Source organism: Allomuricauda sp. d1, from assembly GCF_039592695.1.
Classification (GTDB): Bacteria; Bacteroidota; Bacteroidia; order Flavobacteriales; family Flavobacteriaceae; genus Flagellimonas_A.
Window position 1 is genome coordinate 370,273 of record NZ_JBBUTK010000002.1, and the last position, 18,211, is coordinate 388,483.

Annotated in this window: 13 protein-coding genes; 7 read left to right on the forward strand and 6 right to left on the reverse strand. The window is 44.0% G+C overall.

Annotated elements, in window-relative coordinates; genetic code table 11:
- The first annotated feature begins 97 nt into the window (after positions 1–97).
- Both AAAH86_RS08745 and AAAH86_RS08750 read left to right on the forward strand, forming a co-directional pair.
- Positions 98–1,249, forward strand: coding sequence for a serine hydrolase (locus AAAH86_RS08745; RefSeq protein ID WP_343487190.1), 1,152 nt, complete (start codon positions 98–100; stop codon positions 1,247–1,249).
- A gap of 289 nt (positions 1,250–1,538) precedes the next feature.
- Positions 1,539–1,775 (forward strand): hypothetical protein, encoded by a 237-nt coding sequence (locus AAAH86_RS08750; RefSeq protein ID WP_343487191.1) that lies wholly within the window; start codon positions 1,539–1,541, stop codon positions 1,773–1,775.
- 232 nt (positions 1,776–2,007) lie between these two features.
- On the opposite strand, the gene mfd is transcribed toward AAAH86_RS08750, so the two are convergent.
- The 5 genes from mfd to AAAH86_RS08775 form a co-directional block, all read right to left on the reverse strand.
- Positions 2,008–5,412: a transcription-repair coupling factor gene (mfd, locus tag AAAH86_RS08755; RefSeq protein ID WP_343487192.1), complete on the reverse strand. Its 3,405-nt coding sequence runs from the start codon at positions 5,410–5,412 to the stop codon at positions 2,008–2,010.
- 48 nt (positions 5,413–5,460) lie between these two features.
- A complete protein-coding gene (gene pdeM, locus AAAH86_RS08760; protein WP_343487193.1) occupies positions 5,461–6,093 on the reverse strand; it encodes a ligase-associated DNA damage response endonuclease PdeM in 633 nt (210 codons plus the stop codon).
- A 142-nt stretch (positions 6,094–6,235) separates the two neighbouring features.
- Entirely contained in the window at positions 6,236–8,713 is a 2,478-nt protein-coding gene (locus AAAH86_RS08765; protein ID WP_343487195.1) for a ligase-associated DNA damage response DEXH box helicase, read from the reverse strand.
- Between the two features lie 152 nt (positions 8,714–8,865).
- Complete coding sequence (locus tag AAAH86_RS08770) at positions 8,866–10,512, reverse strand: ATP-dependent DNA ligase (RefSeq protein WP_343487196.1); 1,647 nt, start codon at positions 10,510–10,512, stop codon at positions 8,866–8,868.
- Between the two features lie 34 nt (positions 10,513–10,546).
- Entirely contained in the window at positions 10,547–11,575 is a 1,029-nt protein-coding gene (locus tag AAAH86_RS08775) for a ligase-associated DNA damage response exonuclease (protein ID WP_343487851.1), read from the reverse strand.
- A gap of 93 nt (positions 11,576–11,668) precedes the next feature.
- Here AAAH86_RS08775 and AAAH86_RS08780 point away from each other — a divergent pair, with 93 nt between their 5' ends.
- Positions 11,669–12,082 carry a TerB family tellurite resistance protein gene (locus tag AAAH86_RS08780; protein ID WP_343487197.1) on the forward strand — a complete coding sequence of 138 codons (414 nt, stop codon included), beginning with the start codon at positions 11,669–11,671 and terminating at the stop codon, positions 12,080–12,082.
- A gap of 1 nt (position 12,083) precedes the next feature.
- On the opposite strand, the gene fbp is transcribed toward AAAH86_RS08780, so the two are convergent.
- Positions 12,084–13,088 carry a class 1 fructose-bisphosphatase gene (fbp, locus tag AAAH86_RS08785; protein WP_343487198.1) on the reverse strand — a complete coding sequence of 335 codons (1,005 nt, stop codon included), beginning with the start codon at positions 13,086–13,088 and terminating at the stop codon, positions 12,084–12,086.
- A gap of 114 nt (positions 13,089–13,202) precedes the next feature.
- Here fbp and AAAH86_RS08790 point away from each other — a divergent pair, with 114 nt between their 5' ends.
- The 4 genes from AAAH86_RS08790 (at position 13,203) to AAAH86_RS08805 (ending at position 17,896) form a co-directional block, all read left to right on the forward strand.
- Positions 13,203–13,688 carry a GNAT family N-acetyltransferase gene (locus AAAH86_RS08790; protein WP_343487199.1) on the forward strand — a complete coding sequence of 162 codons (486 nt, stop codon included), beginning with the start codon at positions 13,203–13,205 and terminating at the stop codon, positions 13,686–13,688.
- Between the two features lie 99 nt (positions 13,689–13,787).
- A complete protein-coding gene (locus AAAH86_RS08795) occupies positions 13,788–15,038 on the forward strand; it encodes an aspartate kinase (protein WP_343487200.1) in 1,251 nt (416 codons plus the stop codon).
- Between the two features lie 62 nt (positions 15,039–15,100).
- Complete coding sequence (locus AAAH86_RS08800) at positions 15,101–16,903, forward strand: GNAT family N-acyltransferase (protein WP_343487201.1); 1,803 nt, start codon at positions 15,101–15,103, stop codon at positions 16,901–16,903.
- Complete coding sequence (locus tag AAAH86_RS08805; RefSeq protein ID WP_343487202.1) at positions 16,904–17,896, forward strand: carboxypeptidase-like regulatory domain-containing protein; 993 nt, start codon at positions 16,904–16,906, stop codon at positions 17,894–17,896.
- The last annotated feature ends 315 nt before the right edge of the window (positions 17,897–18,211 follow it).

The following is an 18,211-nucleotide window of genomic DNA, read 5'->3' on the forward strand; positions in this document are numbered from 1 at the left end:
AAAAGCTTATCATTTTTCAAGCAAAGAACTCGGTGTATTTTGACCCGACATTACCCCGACATTTGGTATCTTCAGGGCGTTCATACAAACATACACCATGAAATTAAGCTACGTCATTTCTTTTTTCGTTCTTTTATCTGGAAGCTTTTTACTGCAAGCACAAGAGCTGTATTTTCCTGAACGCGGTGCTGATTGGAAGAGGGCAACGAACCTCAAAATCGATACTGAAACCTTACAAGAGGCTGTCGACTTTGCCATGGAAAATGAATATTCAGGAAGCAGGGATCTTCGCCAGGCCATTTTAAAAGGATTCGAAAGGGAACCCTTTCACGAGATTCTCGGCCCAACCAAAAAAAGGGGCGGCCCTGCGGGCATGGTTTTAAAGGATGGAAAGCTGGTCACCTCTTGGGGCGATACACAACGGGTCGATATGACCTTTAGTGTGACGAAAAGCTTTCTCTCGACCATTGCTGGATTGGCGGTGGATGCCGAACTTATCACCGATGTCAATGATAAAGTCAAAAGCTACGTGTGGGATGGCACCTTTGATGGCGACCACAACAGTAAAATCACATGGGAACATCTGTTGCAACAGAATTCCGATTGGTCGGGTGATTTATGGGGATTAAAAGATTGGGCCGACAGACCCCCACGGGAAGGCGGTCTCGACGATTGGAAATACCGTAAGCTCAACGAACCGGGCATGGTCATGGAATACAACGATGTTCGCGTGAACGTATTGGCGTATGCATTGACTCATGTGTGGCGAAAGCCGTTGCCCTTGGTGTTAAAAGAAAACCTGTTAGATAAAATCGGCGCTTCCACCACTTGGCGGTGGTATGGCTATGACCATGCGTGGACGACCATTGACGGACTCAAAATGCAGTCCGTGACGGGTGGGGGGCATTCAGGTGCAGGCTTGTTCATTTCCACAGAAGATATGGCCCGCTTCGGACTGTTGTTCACGAACAATGGCAAATGGAATGGAAATCAGTTACTCAGTGAAAATTGGATTAGTATGGCCGTAACGCCTTCCGAACCCAACGTCAATTATGGCTATATGTGGTGGCTGAACAAAAAGGAAGGGTCACGTCATTGGGAAGGGGTGCCCGCACATGTTTTTTATGCTGCAGGTTTTGGCGGCAACTTTATCGTGGTCGACCAACAAAAGGGGTTGGTCATCGTCACCCGCTGGCTGGAGCCGAGCAAGATCGGGGAGTTTGTGAAAAAAGTTTATGAGGCTTTTTGAAGATCAAAGCAAGCTCCCCTCCCTAACTAGGGAGGGGTGGTTTTGCGAAGCAAAAGCGGGGTGGGTTTTCAAGTCATTTGATTGATTCTTAGAATAAAACTGACCCAAATGCCGATAAAATGCACTTGAGATCGGTGACTGGCATTTAGGCCCTAAAACTGTTATCGATGATTTTTTGCACTTTATCCAAACAAATGGTTTTCAACGAGTTTTTTGTCGGGATAAACGACGAAAATCGCCTCTAGGCCTATCTCCTGGGTAATTTTACTTTGTAATAATTACCCAAATCATGAAAGCAATTTTAACCTTCGTTTTTTTCATCTTCATCACGACAACTGCTATGGCCAACACTGCCAGCAAAGAAGTAAAAGTAGAGACGTTGTCTTACGGTATTGAATTGAACATCACCATCGAAAAGTCTGATGTTGAAAAAACGCAGGTTGCGAGATTGTACAAATTCAAGAATGCCAGGGTAAAGAAAGCCTTGAAATTCACTACAAAAGCAAACAAAGCTAAAGTCGCGTAATAATATCCAAATCCTTTTAATCAGTAAAGCCTTTGTAAAAGGGCTTTTTTATTGGCATTTCCTTCTTTTAGACGTGACGTATAACTTCGCCTAATCAGCTGAAAAGAATAGAAAAAAAGTATATAGCTACCCTCCTTTTTCAGGGAGGAGTGGGTCCGATGAAATCGGAAGCGGGGTGGGTTTTGTCTGACAACCCCTTCCGTCCTAACCGCAAGCGTCAGGACACTTTTCCCTAACCAGGGGAAGGAGCTGCTTCTTTTTCTCTGTGAAGCGGCCCCAAAACCTGTAACGCCTTCTCCACATTTGAAATCCCATCAAAAACCAATAACAATCGAAGTCCGTTACGGGTCTGTTTTTCTTTGAGCTTGCATTGTTGTGGATGGCCCTGTACATATTGCAATACTCGGGTAAAGGTATCGGTCTGGTAAAAAGGCGATTGTTGGTCAGCGAGAAAATAGCCGATGAATTTTTTCTTTTTCATCACCACTTTTTCAAGCCCGATGCTGTTGGCAATCCATTTGATGCGAACGGAGTTGAGCAAGTACACGGCCTGTTCTGGCAGTTCGCCAAAACGGTCGACCAATTTGGCTTCAAATGCTTGCAATCCTGCTTCGTCTTGAACCTCGTTCAGTTCGGTGTAGAGGCTGAGGCGTTCGGTGATGTTGTTGATGTAATCATCGGGAAAGAGCAGTTCAAAATCGGTGTCCAATTGGGTATCCTTAACGAATACTTTTTCTTTGTCACCTTCGACTTCATCATACAGTTCTTTGAACTCATTTTCCTTGAGTTCGTCAATGGCTTCGGCCAATATTTTTTGATAGGTCTCAAAGCCGATTTCATTGATAAAACCGCTTTGCTCGCCTCCCAACAAATCTCCCGCACCACGAATCTCAAGATCCTTCATGGCGATATTGAAACCGCTACCGAGTTCGGTGAACTGTGACAACGCCTCAATACGTTTTCGGGCATCAGGGGTCATCATCTCATAGGGCGGTGTAATAAAATAGCAAAAGGCTTTTTTGTTGCTTCGCCCCACACGGCCCCGCATCTGGTGCAGATCGCTCAGGCCAAAATTGTTGGCGTTGTGAATAAAGATGGTGTTGGCATTGGTAACATCAAGCCCGCTTTCAATAATGGTGGTCGAAACCAATACATCAAACTCGCCATTCATGAAGGAAAGCATCAGTTGCTCCAACTTTCGGCCTTCCATCTGTCCATGGCCGATGCCGATTTTCGCATCGGGCACCAAACGTTGCAGCATACCCGCCACTTCTTTAATGTTTTCGATTCGGTTGTGCACAAAGAATACCTGTCCGCCACGTTGGATCTCGTACGAAACAGCATCACGAATGGTTTCTTCGTTCAACCGAATGACCCGACTTTCAATGGGATAGCGGTTGGGGGGTGGCGTGTTGATGACAGAGAGGTCACGGGCCGCCATCAAACTGAATTGTAAGGTTCGCGGTATGGGCGTTGCTGTCAACGTGAGCACATCCACGTTTTCTTTGATGCTTTTGAGCTTGTCTTTTACTGCCACCCCGAACTTTTGCTCCTCATCGACGATTAGCAGTCCCAAATCCTTGAATTTCACGTTTTTATTAACCAGTTGGTGGGTGCCGATGATTATGTCGATTTTTCCGGATGCCAATCGCTCGTGGATGTCCCGTTTTTCTTTTGCCGTACGAAAGCGGTTCAGATAATCGACAGTGACCGGCATATCGCCCAACCGTTCTTTAAAGGTTCGGTTGTGCTGAAACGCCAAAATAGTGGTAGGCACGAGTACGGCCACCTGTTTGCCATTATCAACTGCCTTAAAGGCGGCGCGAATGGCCACCTCGGTCTTTCCGAAACCCACGTCGCCACAGATAAGGCGATCCATCGGGCGTTGGCTTTCCATGTCTTTTTTGACATCTTCTGTTGCCTTGGCCTGATCGGGAGTGTCTTCATAGAGAAACGAAGCTTCCAATTCATGCTGCAAATAACTGTCGGGCCCGTATTGAAATCCTTTTTCCAGTCGGCGCTTGGCGTATACCTTGATGAGGTCAAAGGCAATTTTCTTGACCCGGCTCTTGGTCTTTTGTTTGAGTTTTTTCCATGCAGCGGAACCCAGTTTATAGATTTTTGGGGGCGCACCATCCTTGCCATTGTATTTTGAGATTTTATATAGCGAGTGGATGCTCACATACAGAATGTCGCGGTCACCGTAAAACAGTTTGATGGCCTCTTGCTGTTTACCCTCGACATCAATTTTTTGCAACCCGCCAAACTTGCCGATACCGTGGTCAATATGGGCCACGTAATCGCCCACTTCGAGTTTGTTCAACTCTTTGAGCGTGATGGCCTGCTTTTTGGCATAGCCATTTTTCAGGTGGAATTTATGGTAGCGCTCAAAAATCTGGTGGTCGGTATAGCAGGCAATTTTCAGGTCTTCTTCAATAAACCCTTGGTAGAGCGGAAGAACTACTGTTTGGTAGTGGACATCCTGATTTACTTCATCAAAAATATCATGAAAGCGTTTCGCCTGTTGTTCCGAAGAGCAGAAAATATAGTTCTTGAAACCTTCTTCTTTGTTTGCGTTCAGGTCTTCGATCAGCAAATCAAACTTTTTGTTGAAGGCTGGTTGGGGTTTGGTTTGGAATATCACCGCGAACGCAGTAGAGCGTTCTCTATTGGAATTAATTTCCACCACATTAAAATCTTTTAACTGCTTTCCGAACAATTCCGAATTCACAAAAAGCTCGTCGGGCGTGGCATGCTTTATTTCTTGATTTAATTTGGAAAAGTTCTCTTTTGCCTTTTCAAAATTGGAATCCAATCGGTCATGCACCAAATCAAGATTCTTCGCAAAAATAATTGTGTGTGTGGGAATGTATTTTAAAAAACTTTCTCTTGACTCTTGCAAGAACTTGTTCGCCACATTGGGGATGATGGTGATTTTTTTCACCTTATCGGTAGAAAGCTGGGTCTCGACATCAAACGTGCGTATGCTGTCCACATCATCGCCAAAAAACTCGATTCGGTACGGTTCGTCGTGCGAGAATGAAAAGACATCCACAATGCCACCTCGAACCGAAAACTCCCCTGGTTCGGTGACAAAATCCACACGTTTGAACTGGTATTCAAAAAGCACTTCGTTGAGAAAATCGAGTGACAGGGTATCATCGACCTTCACCTTCAAGGTATTTTTTTCAAGTTCTTTCTTAGTAACCACTTTTTCAAAAAGCGCATCGGGATAGGTAACGATAACCGCTGGCTTTTTTCGTGAGCTGATACGGTTCAGCACCTCAGAGCGCAGCAACACATTGGCATTGTCGGTCTCCTCAATTTGGTAGGGGCGGCGATAGCTGCCCGGATAAAAGAGTATGTCTTTATCTCCCAACAGTTGTTCCAAATCATTCAGGTAATAGGCAGCTTCTTCCTTGTCATCGAGCAGCAGCAAAAAGGGTTTTTCTGTGGATTTGAAAACTTCTGAAACCACAAAGGAAATTGACGAACCAACAAGCCCTTTTAAATTTATTGACCCCTCCTTGGAGGGGGGATTAAGGGGGGTGTTTTTTTTAGATTGGGCAATAGTTTCCCGCAGTTTCCGTAGTTGCGGAGACTGTTCAAAAAAGGATAAAATGGACGATTTGGTCAATCCAAAAAGTTTACTGCAAATATAGCTTGAATTACAACCCTAAGAAATCTAAATCTTCAAAACTTCATCTTCCACTATTGCAAAAACTTCATCATTTTTGGTGGGCTCTAGAACATGGGTTCCTGTAAATTCACCAAAAGCTGGTAGAATCATTTGACTAGCTGATTTAAAAAAACAAGATAGTCGCAGTCTTTGTCGCCCAAACCCTTCTAATCGAATTGCTGGATGAATGTGCCCACAAAAATTGAAATACCCTTCCCGTTCCCGGGGATGGTGGGTAAGCAAAAATTTGTCCAATATCCATTCTTTGTAGATGGTGACGCCCAACCGTTCAAAGCGTTCTGGGGATATGATGTCATGGTTGCCAGCCACCAAGATGATTTCTGCAGGCGTTTTTTCGACCCAATTCTCGAACAGTTGCCATTCTTTGTTGAGATGGGAATGGAACAGGTCACCCAAAAAACAAATCTGGAAGGGTTGAAAATGGCCCACAACTTCGTCAAGCTGCATGAAATTTTTTTGTGCTGCACGTTGGGGCACGGCCGCCCCGAATTTTCGAAAATGGGCTACCTTGCCCAGATGCACATCGCTGATAAGCAATAAAGATTTATTCTTCCAAAACACACCACCCAACGGGTGGAGGATAAATTCTTGGTTGTTAATTTTTATGGTATGGGTCATTTATAAAACCAATAACTCCTTCCCTTGGATAATGGAAGGTGGATTTTCTGCAAAAAAGTAGAAAAGACGGAAGGGATTGACCACCCTTTCCGTCCGCTTTTAGCGGACACCTTTCCCTGACCAGGGAAAGGAGCAAATTAATCTATTTCATCAAGATTTTGGTCATACGTTTGATTCTATCCGCCAATTTTTCGTTAGACAGTTTTTCGCGAAGCCTGTCGGTAATGATAGGAAACGAAAACGGCGTTGGTTTCTCACATGGCGCCCACATGATTTCTTGATGGTTGATGCGCTCCAAAGCCATTCTGAGACGGCCTTCTTCCAACTGGTGCTCAAAGGTTTCGGTATACGCCTGTTGAAAGAGTAGGTTGTCGGCCTCAAAATCCTTAAAAACATCGAACAACAACTGCGAACTGCTCTGTAAATGTTTCATTTTGATGCCTTTGTTCGGATAGCCCGTGAACACCATGCCGCTGATGACCGCAATATCACGAAACTTGCGGCGGGCCATTTCAGTACTGTTCAGGCTCTTTTGAAGGTCTGACAACATATCCTGCGTGGTAAACAAATCATTGTCCAGCACATTTTGAATATCGATTTGTTGGTCGGAAAGCAGTTCAAAACCATAATCATTGTAGGCCAATGAGCAGGTGATTGGCATCAACAGACTGATGCGGTAGGCCAACAGACTGCTCATGGCCTCGTGCACCCCCCGCCCTTCAAAGGGATAAAAAATATGGTGATGGCCGTCACGGGTCTTAAAGGTCTCGATCAAAAATTCGTTGGGTTTGGGTACGATACTCTCCTCACGTTGTTTGTCGAACATAGGCTTTAGCGCCTTTATTTCTTTCGAAACCTGCTCCCCTCCTTTGGAGGGGCTGGGGGAGGCTGCTGTATACAGTTCCTGCCGCAACAACTCAGACATCTGTGCCGAAAAGCTCAACCGCCCGCCCATCCAACTGGGTACTTTGTTCGTGCGTTTTGTTGAATTTCGAACATGCGCCTGCATGCCCTTCACACGAATAAATTCCAGATTTCTACCTGCAAAAGTAAACACATCACCAGGAGTCAATTTTGAGATAAAATATTCCTCGATGGAACCAATATAACCGCCTTTTTGGTAGCGAACCGCAATGGAAGCATCGCCGACGATGGTGCCGATTTGAAAACGGTGGCGCATGGCAATACCCCGATTGTTGACCTTAAATTTGCCATCAGACTCGACTTCCACTTTTTTGTATTCATCATAGGTTTTGAGGCTCTGACTGCCCATCACCAAAAAGTTCAAGAGCCATTGCCACTGGTCTTCCGAAAGTGCTTGGTAGCAAAAGGTCTGTTTGATTTCTGGATAAATTTCTTCAGGATAAAATCCGTCTGAGATTGCCAAAGTCGTCAGGTATTGCAACAGCACGTCAAAACTGTTGAGGTAGGGAATACGGTCTTCGACCGCCGCATTGCGCACCGCTTTCTGCATGGCAGAAGCTTCAATCAATTCCATGGCATGGGTGGGCAAAAAATAGATGATACTCTCCTCACCAGGGCGGTGTCCACTTCGCCCGGCACGTTGCAGAAAACGGGCCACGCCTTTGGGTCCGCCAATTTGTACCACAGTTTCCACGGGGGCGAAATCGACTCCCAAATCAAGGCTTGAAGTACAGACCACGGCCCTTAAGGTTTCATTACGGATGGCCTGTTCGACCCATAGTCGAGTCTCTTTAGCCACACTACCATGGTGCATCGCCATGATGCCCGCGAATTCTGGATACTTTTCCAAAATCTTCTGGAACCAGATTTCACACTGGCTGCGGGTATTTGTGAAAAGCAAGGTAGTTTTGCTGTTATTGATAATGGGTACAACGGCATCGAGCAGGTGCAGTCCCAAGTGCCCCCGCCATGGGAAGGTTTCCATTTTTTTGGGGATGATACTCTTCACGGTAATTTTTTTGTTCAGCTTGGCCTTGATCAAAATAGAGTTTTGATAGGCTTCGGTCTCTGGCCCCAACAGCACTTGGCGGGCCTGTTCAAGATTGCCGATGGTCGCCGAAATGCCCCAAATGCGCAGGTCTTTACAGACGGTTTTAAGTCGAGAGAGGCCCAGTTCCATCTGAACCCCACGTTTGGTGCCCAAGAGTTCGTGCCATTCATCGACCACAATGGCCGAGCAGTCCTTAAAAATTTTATCATACCCTTTTGAAGAAAGTAGCAATTGTAAACTTTCAGGAGTAGTAATCAATAGGTCGGGCATCACATTCCGTTGCCGAGAACGTTCTTTGGTGGAAGTATCACCAGTGCGGATACCCATGTTCATCGGTAGTTCCAAATCGTTTACGATACGTTCAGCGGATTGTTTGATTTCTTGGGATAGTGCACGGAGCGGGGTAATCCAAACTGCTTTGAGACCTTTTTTGTGTTTGGTTCTATGATCAGGATGATTCTTTAGGTAATTCAGCACTATCGGAAACCACAGCGCATAGGTTTTGCCACTTCCAGTTGGGGCGTTGAGCAAACCGTGTTTGCCCTGTAAAAAAGCCGTCCACGTCTCTTTTTGAAAGGCATGGGGTTTCCAGCCTTGTTGCTGGAACCAAGTTTCGGCGGTTTTAAAAAGTTGTTTTTTAGTCATTTTTCTGAAATATTCCTTCCCTTGGATAAGGGAAGGTGGATTTTCTGCTGAAAGCAGTAAATACGGAAGGGATTGAATCTTGAGATTTTGCTTCCGACCCTTTCCGACCCAACAAAGTTGGCCCACCTTTCCCTGATCAGGGAAAGGAGCTTTTACTTTATCATTTTTTTAATATCATTTATAGAATTTGCCTCCTCAATCTTTTTATCCTTGCGCCATCTCAAAATACGTGGAAAGCGTGTTGCCACGCCACTTTTATGACGTTTGGATAAGGCAATACCCTCAAAGGCAATCTCAAAAACATGGTGGGGAGTCACACTACGTACGGGTCCGAACCGTTCCAAGGTGTTTTTCTTGATCCATGCATCCACTTTTCGAAACTCGGCATCGGTGAGACCAGAATAGGCCTTGGCAAAGGTGACCAGTTCTTTTTCGCCATTATCCTTTTCATCCCACAAGGCAAAGGTGTAATCGGTAAAAAGATTGCTACGACGGCCATGGCCCCGCATGGCATAGGTGAGCACGGCATCGATGGTGAGCGGGTCGACCTTCCATTTCCACCAATCGCCTTTTTTGCGGCCCACTTGGTAAGGGGAATCCAGTTTTTTGAGCATCAAACCCTCGCTGTGTTTTTCGCGCGACAGTTTACGTTCTTCGGCGACAGCTTCCCAAGCATCAAATTGCATACGTTCTGAAAGTAAGAGGGGAATGATTTCAATATCAAAATCTTCTTCCGCCGATGCCCTTCGACTGCGCTCAGGGTGACATTTTTCATTGTAGAGAGCTTCCAACAATTCCCTTCGTTCCGCAAACGGTTGTTGCCGAATATCCTCTCCATCCCACTCCAGCAAATCATAGGCTTTTAAGATAACGGGTGTTTTTTTGAGCAAGTTTTTGGAAATGTTCTTTCGCCCAATACGGGTCTGCAAATCGTTGAACGTACCAATTTCTCCATTCGGATAAGGCAATATTTCCCCATCGAGAACGGTTCCATTCGGAATCATCCCAACAAACGCTTCAAATTCGGGATATTTATCGGTGACCAGTTCTTCCCCGCGACTCCACACAAACAACTCATCATTTCTGAGGATAACTTGTGCCCGAATACCATCCCATTTATGTTCTACGGACCAATTTTTTACATCCCCCAAATCATCAACTTCATCTTCCAAGGCATAGGCCAGATAAAAAGGATAGGGTTTGGAGAGATAGTCACTTTCATTCTCTTCTAAAATCAACTCTTGAAATGAAATGGTTTTCGGGTCCCAATTGCCCATCAATTTATAAGCCAATACATCTTCATCAATATTTGTGGCTTTGGCCAAGGCTCGGGTCATCAACTTTTGACTGACCCCGATTCGAAAGCCGCCCGTGATCAATTTCGTGAACACAAAACGGCCATAATAATCAAGTTGTTTCCAGTTTTTGTAGAGATAGTTTTTTTTGACCTCATCGGATTGTGATTTGAGCCATATCATTTCTTCCAAAAATTGGGTCAGCGATTTGTCGGTCGATGAATTACCAGATGGAACCACCAAGGCAATGGTCTCAGCGAGATCGCCTACGATATGATAGCTTTCCTCAAACAGCCACAAAGGAATATTCGCCAACTCAGCTGACCACTCGCGAAGCAAGGTAGTATTTACGGGTCGTGGCGGCCTTCTGTGGGAGAGAATGGCGATGGTCCAAACCTTGTCTTTGTCACTGGCCTTTTGAAAGTAGTCGGCCAATGCCTTGACCTTCACGTTGGTCTTGTTGGTGCTGTCGAGGGTTTTTATCAGTCTACTAAAGTTTTTCATAGCCGTAAATTGCGAACAAAGTGAAGCAATCCGCTCATGTTGTCTCCAGAGGTTTTTCAATCGTTTTTTCGGCTTCTGAAGCCTCTTCACCATACTGCGTACTTTCGGTTCTGGCGTCGTATCCAAGCGTTTTCAAATATTTTGAGAAAATCTCGGTATAACCGTGCGTACAGATGATTTTCTCGGCTCCTGTATCTTTTATCGCTTTTAAAAGTCCAGGCCAGTCGCAATGGTCGCTGAGTACAAAGCCTTTGTCAATGGCACGACGGCGACGTGCCCCGCGAAAGGCCATCCAGCCACTGGCGGATGCGGTCACAAAAGGGGTCATCTTGCGAATCCACGTGCTGCCGTGGGCCGAAGGTGGGGCGACGACGATGTTTCCTTTGATGTCCTCTTTTTTGGTGTCACGGGTAATCAGTTCAGTTTCGGGGAAATCTGCAATTTCCCGTAGCACGTTAGTCATGTTTTCAACAGCTCCGTGGGTGTAGATTTTCCCGATGGAAGTATCCAAATGTTTCAACAAGCGTTGTGCCTTTCCCAAAGAATATCCGAACAGTACGGAAGTTTGCCCGTTGGCCTTGTTTTCGGCCCACCAATTGTTGATATCCTTGATGACTTCTTCTTGGGGCGTCCATAAAAAGGCTGGTAAACCAAACGTGCATTCGGTGATAAAGGTGTGACATTTGACGGATTCGTAGGGAGTGGCTAGGCCATCATCCTCTAACTTATAATCCCCAGTAAATACCCAGATTTCGCCTTTGTGTTCGACCCGAATTTGTGACGAACCGATGATATGACCCGCAGGGTGCAGGCTGAACTTGACCCCGTTGATGGTAAAGGTCTCTCCCCAATTTTTTCCAGAAATGGAAACATCACCCAAACGATGTTTGACAATCGGCACATTTCGGTGATGGGTAATGTATTTTTTGTGTCCCCAACGGCTATGGTCGGCATGCCCGTGCGAAATAATGGCTTTGTCAACAGGCTTCCACGGGTCTAGGTAGACATTGGCAGCGTTGCAGTAAATTCCTTTATCTGTAAATTGCAGAAGGGGAGTGTTCATAGCCCTGTGAAGATACCAATTTCTTTTGGGCATAAACCACTCAGATTTGCAGTTAAAAATTATATTTTTGCCACAAAAGAATCATTTACTTACATGGATTTATACGAAAGTGACAGTCATAGAAATGAGCTGGCCCATTTTGCCACCTTGGCAAGTTTAGCAGCAGTTGATGGTGAAATCAATCCTGAAGAAAAAGCGATATTGGACAAGTTTGCCTTTAAACTGCACATCACCGAAGCTGAATACAAAGAGATACTCAAGAAAGAGAATAAATATCCCATTGAGACCCAAACCAGTAATGAAAAACGGTATCGACGTCTTTTTGATTTGTTTCAAATCATTTTTTCAGACAACCACATGGATGATTCTGAAAAAAGATTAGTCGAGCGCTATGCCATAGGTTTGGGTTTTCCAACAGAAACAGCGGCAGAAATCATAAACAAATCAGTGGCTATTTTTACTGGGAAAATTCCTTTTGAAGATTACCATACCTTGATGCAAAAATAGGTTAGGCTGTTGCCATAAACTCTTCAGCTTTTTCTACCATTTTTTTGCTTCCACAGAAAAAAGGAACCCGCTGGTGCAGTTCGGTGGGCTGAATATCCAATATTCGCTGAAATCCGTCACTGGCCTTGCCATTGGCCTGTTCTGCCAAGAAGGCCATGGGATTGCATTCGTAGAGCAGGCGCAACTTTCCGTTTGATGCCACGCTGCTTTTGGGGTACATGTAAATACCACCCTTGATCATGTTACGGTGAAAATCTGATACGAGTGAGCCGATATAGCGGGAAGTATACGGTCGGTTACCCTCTTCTTTTTGGCAGTATTTGATGTAATCTTTGACCCCTTGAGGAAAATGGATGTAATTGCCCTCATTGACCGAATATATTTTTCCGGTTTCAGGAAATTTCATGTTCGGGTGCGAGAGGTAAAACGTTCCAATGGCCGGATTCAAGGTAAAACCGTTTACGCCGTGCCCCGTGGTGTAGACCAGCATGGTCGAAGTGCCATAAATGATATAGCCAGCGGCCACTTGGTTTTTGCCCGGTTGCAGAAAATCTTCCAGAGTAACGGGTGTGCCGACGGGAGTAATTCTGCGGTAGATGGAAAAAATGGTTCCCACCGAAACGTTTACATCAATGTTTGAAGAGCCATCCAATGGGTCAATGAGCACCACATACTTGTTCTGGTGCTGTTCATCTTGGCTGTTGATGCTTACGAAATCATCTTCTTCTTCCGAAGCTATTCCGCAAACAATTTCACGCTTTGTCAGGGTTTGAATAAACTTTTCATTGGCAAGAACGTCCAGTTTTTGTTGGTTTTCTCCCTGTACGTTGGTCTCACCAAAACTACCCAAAATATCGACCAACCCTGCTTTGTTCACCTCATGATTGACCACTTTGGCAGCCAAGCGAATGGCATTGATGAGTTTTGACAATTCGCCAGTGGAGTATTCAAATTCGGTCTGGTTTTCTATGATAAATTCCCCAAGGGTCTGGTTTTTCTTCGTCATAAATGTGGGAAGCTGTTTTATTTGGATGCAAATATCGGCTATTTTGTGACACTATAACGTTTTCGAAGGGTTATGATTTCTGTAATTTATAACTTCGTGTTTTATTTGTAACAAATGAACATTCTGATACGAGATGCCACAGTTGAAGATATGCCCTCTGTTTTGTCTTTAATCAAACAGTTGGCCAAATTTGAAAACGAGCTTGATGAAGTTGAGGTGACCGAAGCTGATTTGAACCGTGATGGATTTGGCCCACAACCGAAGTTTCATTGTTTTGTGGCTGAGGTCGATAGACTGTTGGTTGGAATCGCATTAATTTATCCACGATATTCTACTTGGAAGGGCAATGTTATACATCTTGAAGATTTAATCGTGACCGAAAGCATGCGTGGCAAAGGCGTGGGCAAAGCACTTTTGGATGCTGTGGTCAAATACGGAAACGATTTGGGCGTTAAAAGAATCGGTTGGGAAGTGCTGGATTGGAACGAACCCGCTATAAATTTCTATGAAAGCCATGGGGCAAAGGTCATGCGCGATTGGGATGTAGTGCAGTTGGGAGAGGAAGGGATTAAAAAGTATTTGGAAAAATTGTCCCCTTGAGGGGGCAGCCCGCCATAAGCGGGTTGGGGTGTAAAACCTTATGCGATAAATTATAAGAGATTCCCACCTCCGTGGGAATGAAAAAGAATAATCTAGTTTATGAGAGTATTCAAGTTTGGTGGGGCATCGGTAAAAGATGCCGAGGGTGTTAAAAATCTCCTCAAGGTACTACAAGAAACTGGTCATGAAGATACTTTGCTGGTCATTTCTGCCATGGGCAAGACCACTAATGCCATGGAGAACGTGGTCAACGCCTATTTTGAGGACAAAAATCAGGTCAACAGCGCACTTCAAGAAGTCATTGGTTACCACCAACCTATTTTGGAGGCACTTTTTGAGAGTCCGCAACATCCTATTTTTGAGAGGGTAAAAGCGCTTTTTGAAGAGGTAAAGGGGTTTCTGTTATGGAACAAATCGCCAAAACACAGTTTTGTGTACGACCAAGTGGTCGGCTATGGCGAGCTGGTATCGACGACGATTGTAAGTGCCTACCTCGATGAAGTCGGACTCAAAAATCAATGGCTTGACATCCGAGAATTGATAAAGACTGATAGCTCATATCGCGATGCCCACATTAATTGGGAGCGTACCCAAGAAGCGGTACAACAACTAATCGATACCAAAAAACTCAACATTACCCAAGGTTTTCTGGGCAGTGATGACAATAATTTTACAACGACATTGGGCCGAGAAGGTTCTGATTATACGGCTGCTATTTTGGCGTACTGTCTGAACGCTTCCTCGGTGACAATATGGAAAGACGTGCCCGGAGTGCTCAATGCTGATCCCCGAAACTTTAAGGAAACCCGATTGTTGAACGAAATATCGTATCGTGAGGCCATTGAATTGGCTTTTTATGGGGCATCGGTCATCCATCCAAAGACATTGCAACCCTTACAGCGTAAAGAGATTCCGTTGCAGGTGCGATCATTTATGAATCCCACGCAACAGGGCACCACAGTTGGTAAAGGGGTGGGCATTTCCCCAGAGATACCGTGTTTTATTGTCAAAAAAAATCAGGTACTCATCAAGCTCTCATCCCTCGATTTTTCTTTTATCGTTGAGAACAACATCAGTGAAATCTTCAAGTTGTTACATGATCATCGCATGAAGGTGGATTTGATACAGAATTCCGCCATTAGTTTTTCTGTCTGTTTAGACAATAGATTTGGTGGCCTGCAGGGCTTACTTCAAGAACTCAAGAAAAAGTTCAAAGTGGTGTGCCATGAAGACGTATCCCTCTACACCATACGGCATTTTGATGAAAAAGCTGTGGAATCACTTCAAAATGGGTATACGGTTTTGGTCGAACAACGTGGCAAAGAGACCTTGCAGTTGGTCGTTAAATAGCGATGGGTGGCGAGGGCAATCCCCGCATTTTTCTATATTTACGATTAGCTAATTGATACTATATGGGGCTGGTTTCGGCGAAAGAGGTTGCAAAGGTCATCAGGCTAGAGAAATACGGTTTTTTTGGCACTTTTATAGGGTGGATTTTGATGTTGGTCACCAAGATTACCACCATCAATCGCTTTTATGATCGACACAAAGATTTAGAAGGGCCAGAATTTTTGGATGCCATTTTAGAGCATTACGAAATCGATTTTGAAATTCTCGAAGAAGAATTACAGCGTCTCCCGAAAGAGGGGTCTTACATCACAATATCCAACCATCCTCTGGGGGGTATCGATGGGGTGCTTTTATTGAAATTGTTGTTAAAAGAACGCCCTGACTTTAAAATTATCGCCAACTTTTTACTGCATCGTATCGAGCCGTTGAAGCCGTACATTATGCCCGTGAATCCGTTCGAGACCCATAGAGATGCCAAGAGCAGTGTGATGGGCTTCAAAACGGCCTTGAAGCATCTGCAAGAGGGTCATCCGTTGGGTATTTTTCCAGCTGGTGAGGTATCGACCTATCGCGATGGCAAGTTGGTAGTCGACAGACCCTGGGAAGAAGCGGCCATCAAATTGATTCGAAAAGCCGAGGTGCCCGTTGTACCCATTTATTTTCATGCTAAGAACAGCAGGCTTTTTTATCGATTGTCAAAGATCAACGATGTTTTTCGCACGGCAAAACTTCCATCAGAACTGACCACACAGAGCAGAAGGCCCATCAAAGTGCGAATTGGCCAACCGATTACGGTAAAAGCACAGAAAGAGGAAGAAACCTTGGAAGAGTTTACCGAACTGCTTCGCAAGAAGACCTATTTGTTGGCCAATGTGTTTGAGAAAGAGCGTTTGTTTGACAAAGTGCCCACCACATTAAAGATCCCGAAAGCACCAAAAAAGATAGCTACAGCCATACGCACTGAGGTTTTGGAAGGTGAAATTGAAAAACTTCGGGAAAAAGACCTTAGGCTTTTACAGAGCAAAAACTATGAGGTGTTTTTGGCCCAAGAGAAAGACATGCCGTTCTTGTTGAAAGAAATAGGTCGGCAGCGCGAAATTACGTTCAGAGAAGTGGGTGAAGGTACCAACAACGCCATTGACCTTGATGCCTTTGATTCATATTACCACCATCTTTTTTTATGGGACAATGAACAAAAAGAAATGGTAGGTGCCTATCGAATGGGCTTGGGGTCGCAGATTTTCCCAAAATACGGCATTGACGGATTTTATTTGCAAGATCTCTTTGGGTTTGAACCCGAGCTTTTCGGAATGATGGAAAAATCTATCGAGATGGGCCGTGCCTATATCATGAAACAATATCAACAGAAGCCCATGCCTTTATTTCTGTTATGGAAAGGTATTGTGCATACGACACTACGTTTTCCCGAACACCAATATTTGATTGGTGGCGTGAGCATCAGCAATCAATTTTCAAATTTCTCAAAATCGTTGATGATTGAGTTCATGAAATCGAATTATTGGGATCCCTACGTGGCGCAGTACATTCACCCGAAAAAAGAGTTCAAGGTCAAATTGAAAGATGCCGATAAAGAATTTGTCTTTGATGAGACCCAGGCCGATCTCAATAAATTCGACAAGTTGATTGAAGAGGTCGAGCCGGGCAGTCTTCGTTTGCCGGTGCTCATCAAAAAATACATCAAGCAAAATGCAAAAGTGGTGGCCTTTAACGTGGATCCACTCTTTAATAATTCGGTGGACGGGCTCATGTACATCAAAATCGCCGACCTGCCCGAAAGTACCGTCAAACCCGTGATGGAAGAATTTCAGGCCGAGTTGGAACGGAAACATGTCGAAAACAAATAGATGCCCAGGTACTTCACATTTTTATTTGTAGCCTTTATCTATGTTTCGATTGCCGCTGCACAAGAGTATATCTTGGAAGGACAGGTTCTAGAAGTAAAATCAAGTCAGCCTATTGTTGGTGCGAATGTATTCTACGATGGTACTTCTATAGGTACAATTACAGATTTTGATGGAAAGTTTAGGCTTGTAGCCAGAGAGAAAATGACCAGTCCTCTAATCATTAGATTTTTGGGATACAGAACTGTAGTTTATGAAGATTATAAAAAATCTTTTCTAACATTTTACATGGAAGAAGAAGCCACACAACTTCAGGAGGTGGTACTTCAGCCTGATACTTGGTCACGAGCTAGAAAAATGAAAGTTTTCAAAAGGGAATTTTTGGGCGTGTCAAATAAAAAGTGCAGCATCTTAAATGAAAACGTCATCCGATTATATTATAAGAAAAGCAATAGAACATTATATGGATATGCCGAAAAACCAATTCAAATTTTTAATGAAAAGTTAGGATATCTACTTTCTTATTACCTTAACGATTTTGAGGTGGAATTTTATAATTCTTCAAGCAGTGCACAAAATGTTAAAAAGGTTTTTTATGCCGGTTCATCCCGGTTTAAAGAAGTAGATTCTGTCACCGAGAAAATGAGAAAACAACGAAAAAAGGTCTATTTTGGCTCAACCCTCCATGTATTCAGATCGCTCTACAGGGGCAAATTACGCGAAGAGGGCTATCAATTGTTTATAAAAAATAGAATAATCCCACTTGATAGCGCATTCACTACAAAGCGAGAAAGCGGACTTTTGGAAGTGCACCAACAACATGAAAAAATAGGTATCCTGTTCGATAAGAAAAGCCAATCGCTTTTTCAGCTCTTGAAAAATCCATTTTATGTAGACCCTTATGGAAATTATACTCCCGTTGATGCCATTTGGTTTAGCGGTGAAATGGGCCTTCGTCGTATTGGAGAATTATTGCCTCTTAATTTTGATATGTAAGATCAATTATTCCCTTGATTTGCTTCTATTGATGTAAAAATTTCTGGCCGAGTTGGAACGGAAGCATGCTGAGACCCAATCAAAGTGATCTGAACCTATGTAGCGATAACCTAGTAAAAATTCATAGTTTTTATATTGAAGACGCTGAAATTCAACTTTTTCAAAGTCCAGGCTATGATTTTGCCCGTATGTTTATCAAACCTACATATTATAGTGCCATGAACAAGTACGATTTAAAAAAACTACAACGCCTTGAATCACTGGAAAACAGAAATACAAGAATTCTATTTTCTTTCTTACTTTTCAAAATAGCGC

Bases quoted from the DNA above. Each gene is read 5' to 3' on its own strand.
- AAAH86_RS08745 (WP_343487190.1), top strand. From the start codon at position 98: ATGAAATTAAGCTACGTCATTTCTTTTTTCGTTCTTTTATCTGGAAGC.
- AAAH86_RS08750 (WP_343487191.1), top strand. From the start codon at position 1,539: ATGAAAGCAATTTTAACCTTCGTTTTTTTCATCTTCATCACGACAACT.
- pdeM (WP_343487193.1), bottom strand. From the start codon at position 6,093: ATGACCCATACCATAAAAATTAACAACCAAGAATTTATCCTCCACCCG.
- AAAH86_RS08765 (WP_343487195.1), bottom strand. From the start codon at position 8,713: ATGACTAAAAAACAACTTTTTAAAACCGCCGAAACTTGGTTCCAGCAA.
- AAAH86_RS08770 (WP_343487196.1), bottom strand. From the start codon at position 10,512: ATGAAAAACTTTAGTAGACTGATAAAAACCCTCGACAGCACCAACAAG.
- AAAH86_RS08775 (WP_343487851.1), bottom strand. From the start codon at position 11,575: ATGAACACTCCCCTTCTGCAATTTACAGATAAAGGAATTTACTGCAAC.
- AAAH86_RS08780 (WP_343487197.1), top strand. From the start codon at position 11,669: ATGGATTTATACGAAAGTGACAGTCATAGAAATGAGCTGGCCCATTTT.
- fbp (WP_343487198.1), bottom strand. From the start codon at position 13,088: ATGACGAAGAAAAACCAGACCCTTGGGGAATTTATCATAGAAAACCAG.
- AAAH86_RS08790 (WP_343487199.1), top strand. From the start codon at position 13,203: ATGAACATTCTGATACGAGATGCCACAGTTGAAGATATGCCCTCTGTT.
- AAAH86_RS08795 (WP_343487200.1), top strand. From the start codon at position 13,788: ATGAGAGTATTCAAGTTTGGTGGGGCATCGGTAAAAGATGCCGAGGGT.
- AAAH86_RS08800 (WP_343487201.1), top strand. From the start codon at position 15,101: ATGGGGCTGGTTTCGGCGAAAGAGGTTGCAAAGGTCATCAGGCTAGAG.
- AAAH86_RS08805 (WP_343487202.1), top strand. From the start codon at position 16,904: ATGCCCAGGTACTTCACATTTTTATTTGTAGCCTTTATCTATGTTTCG.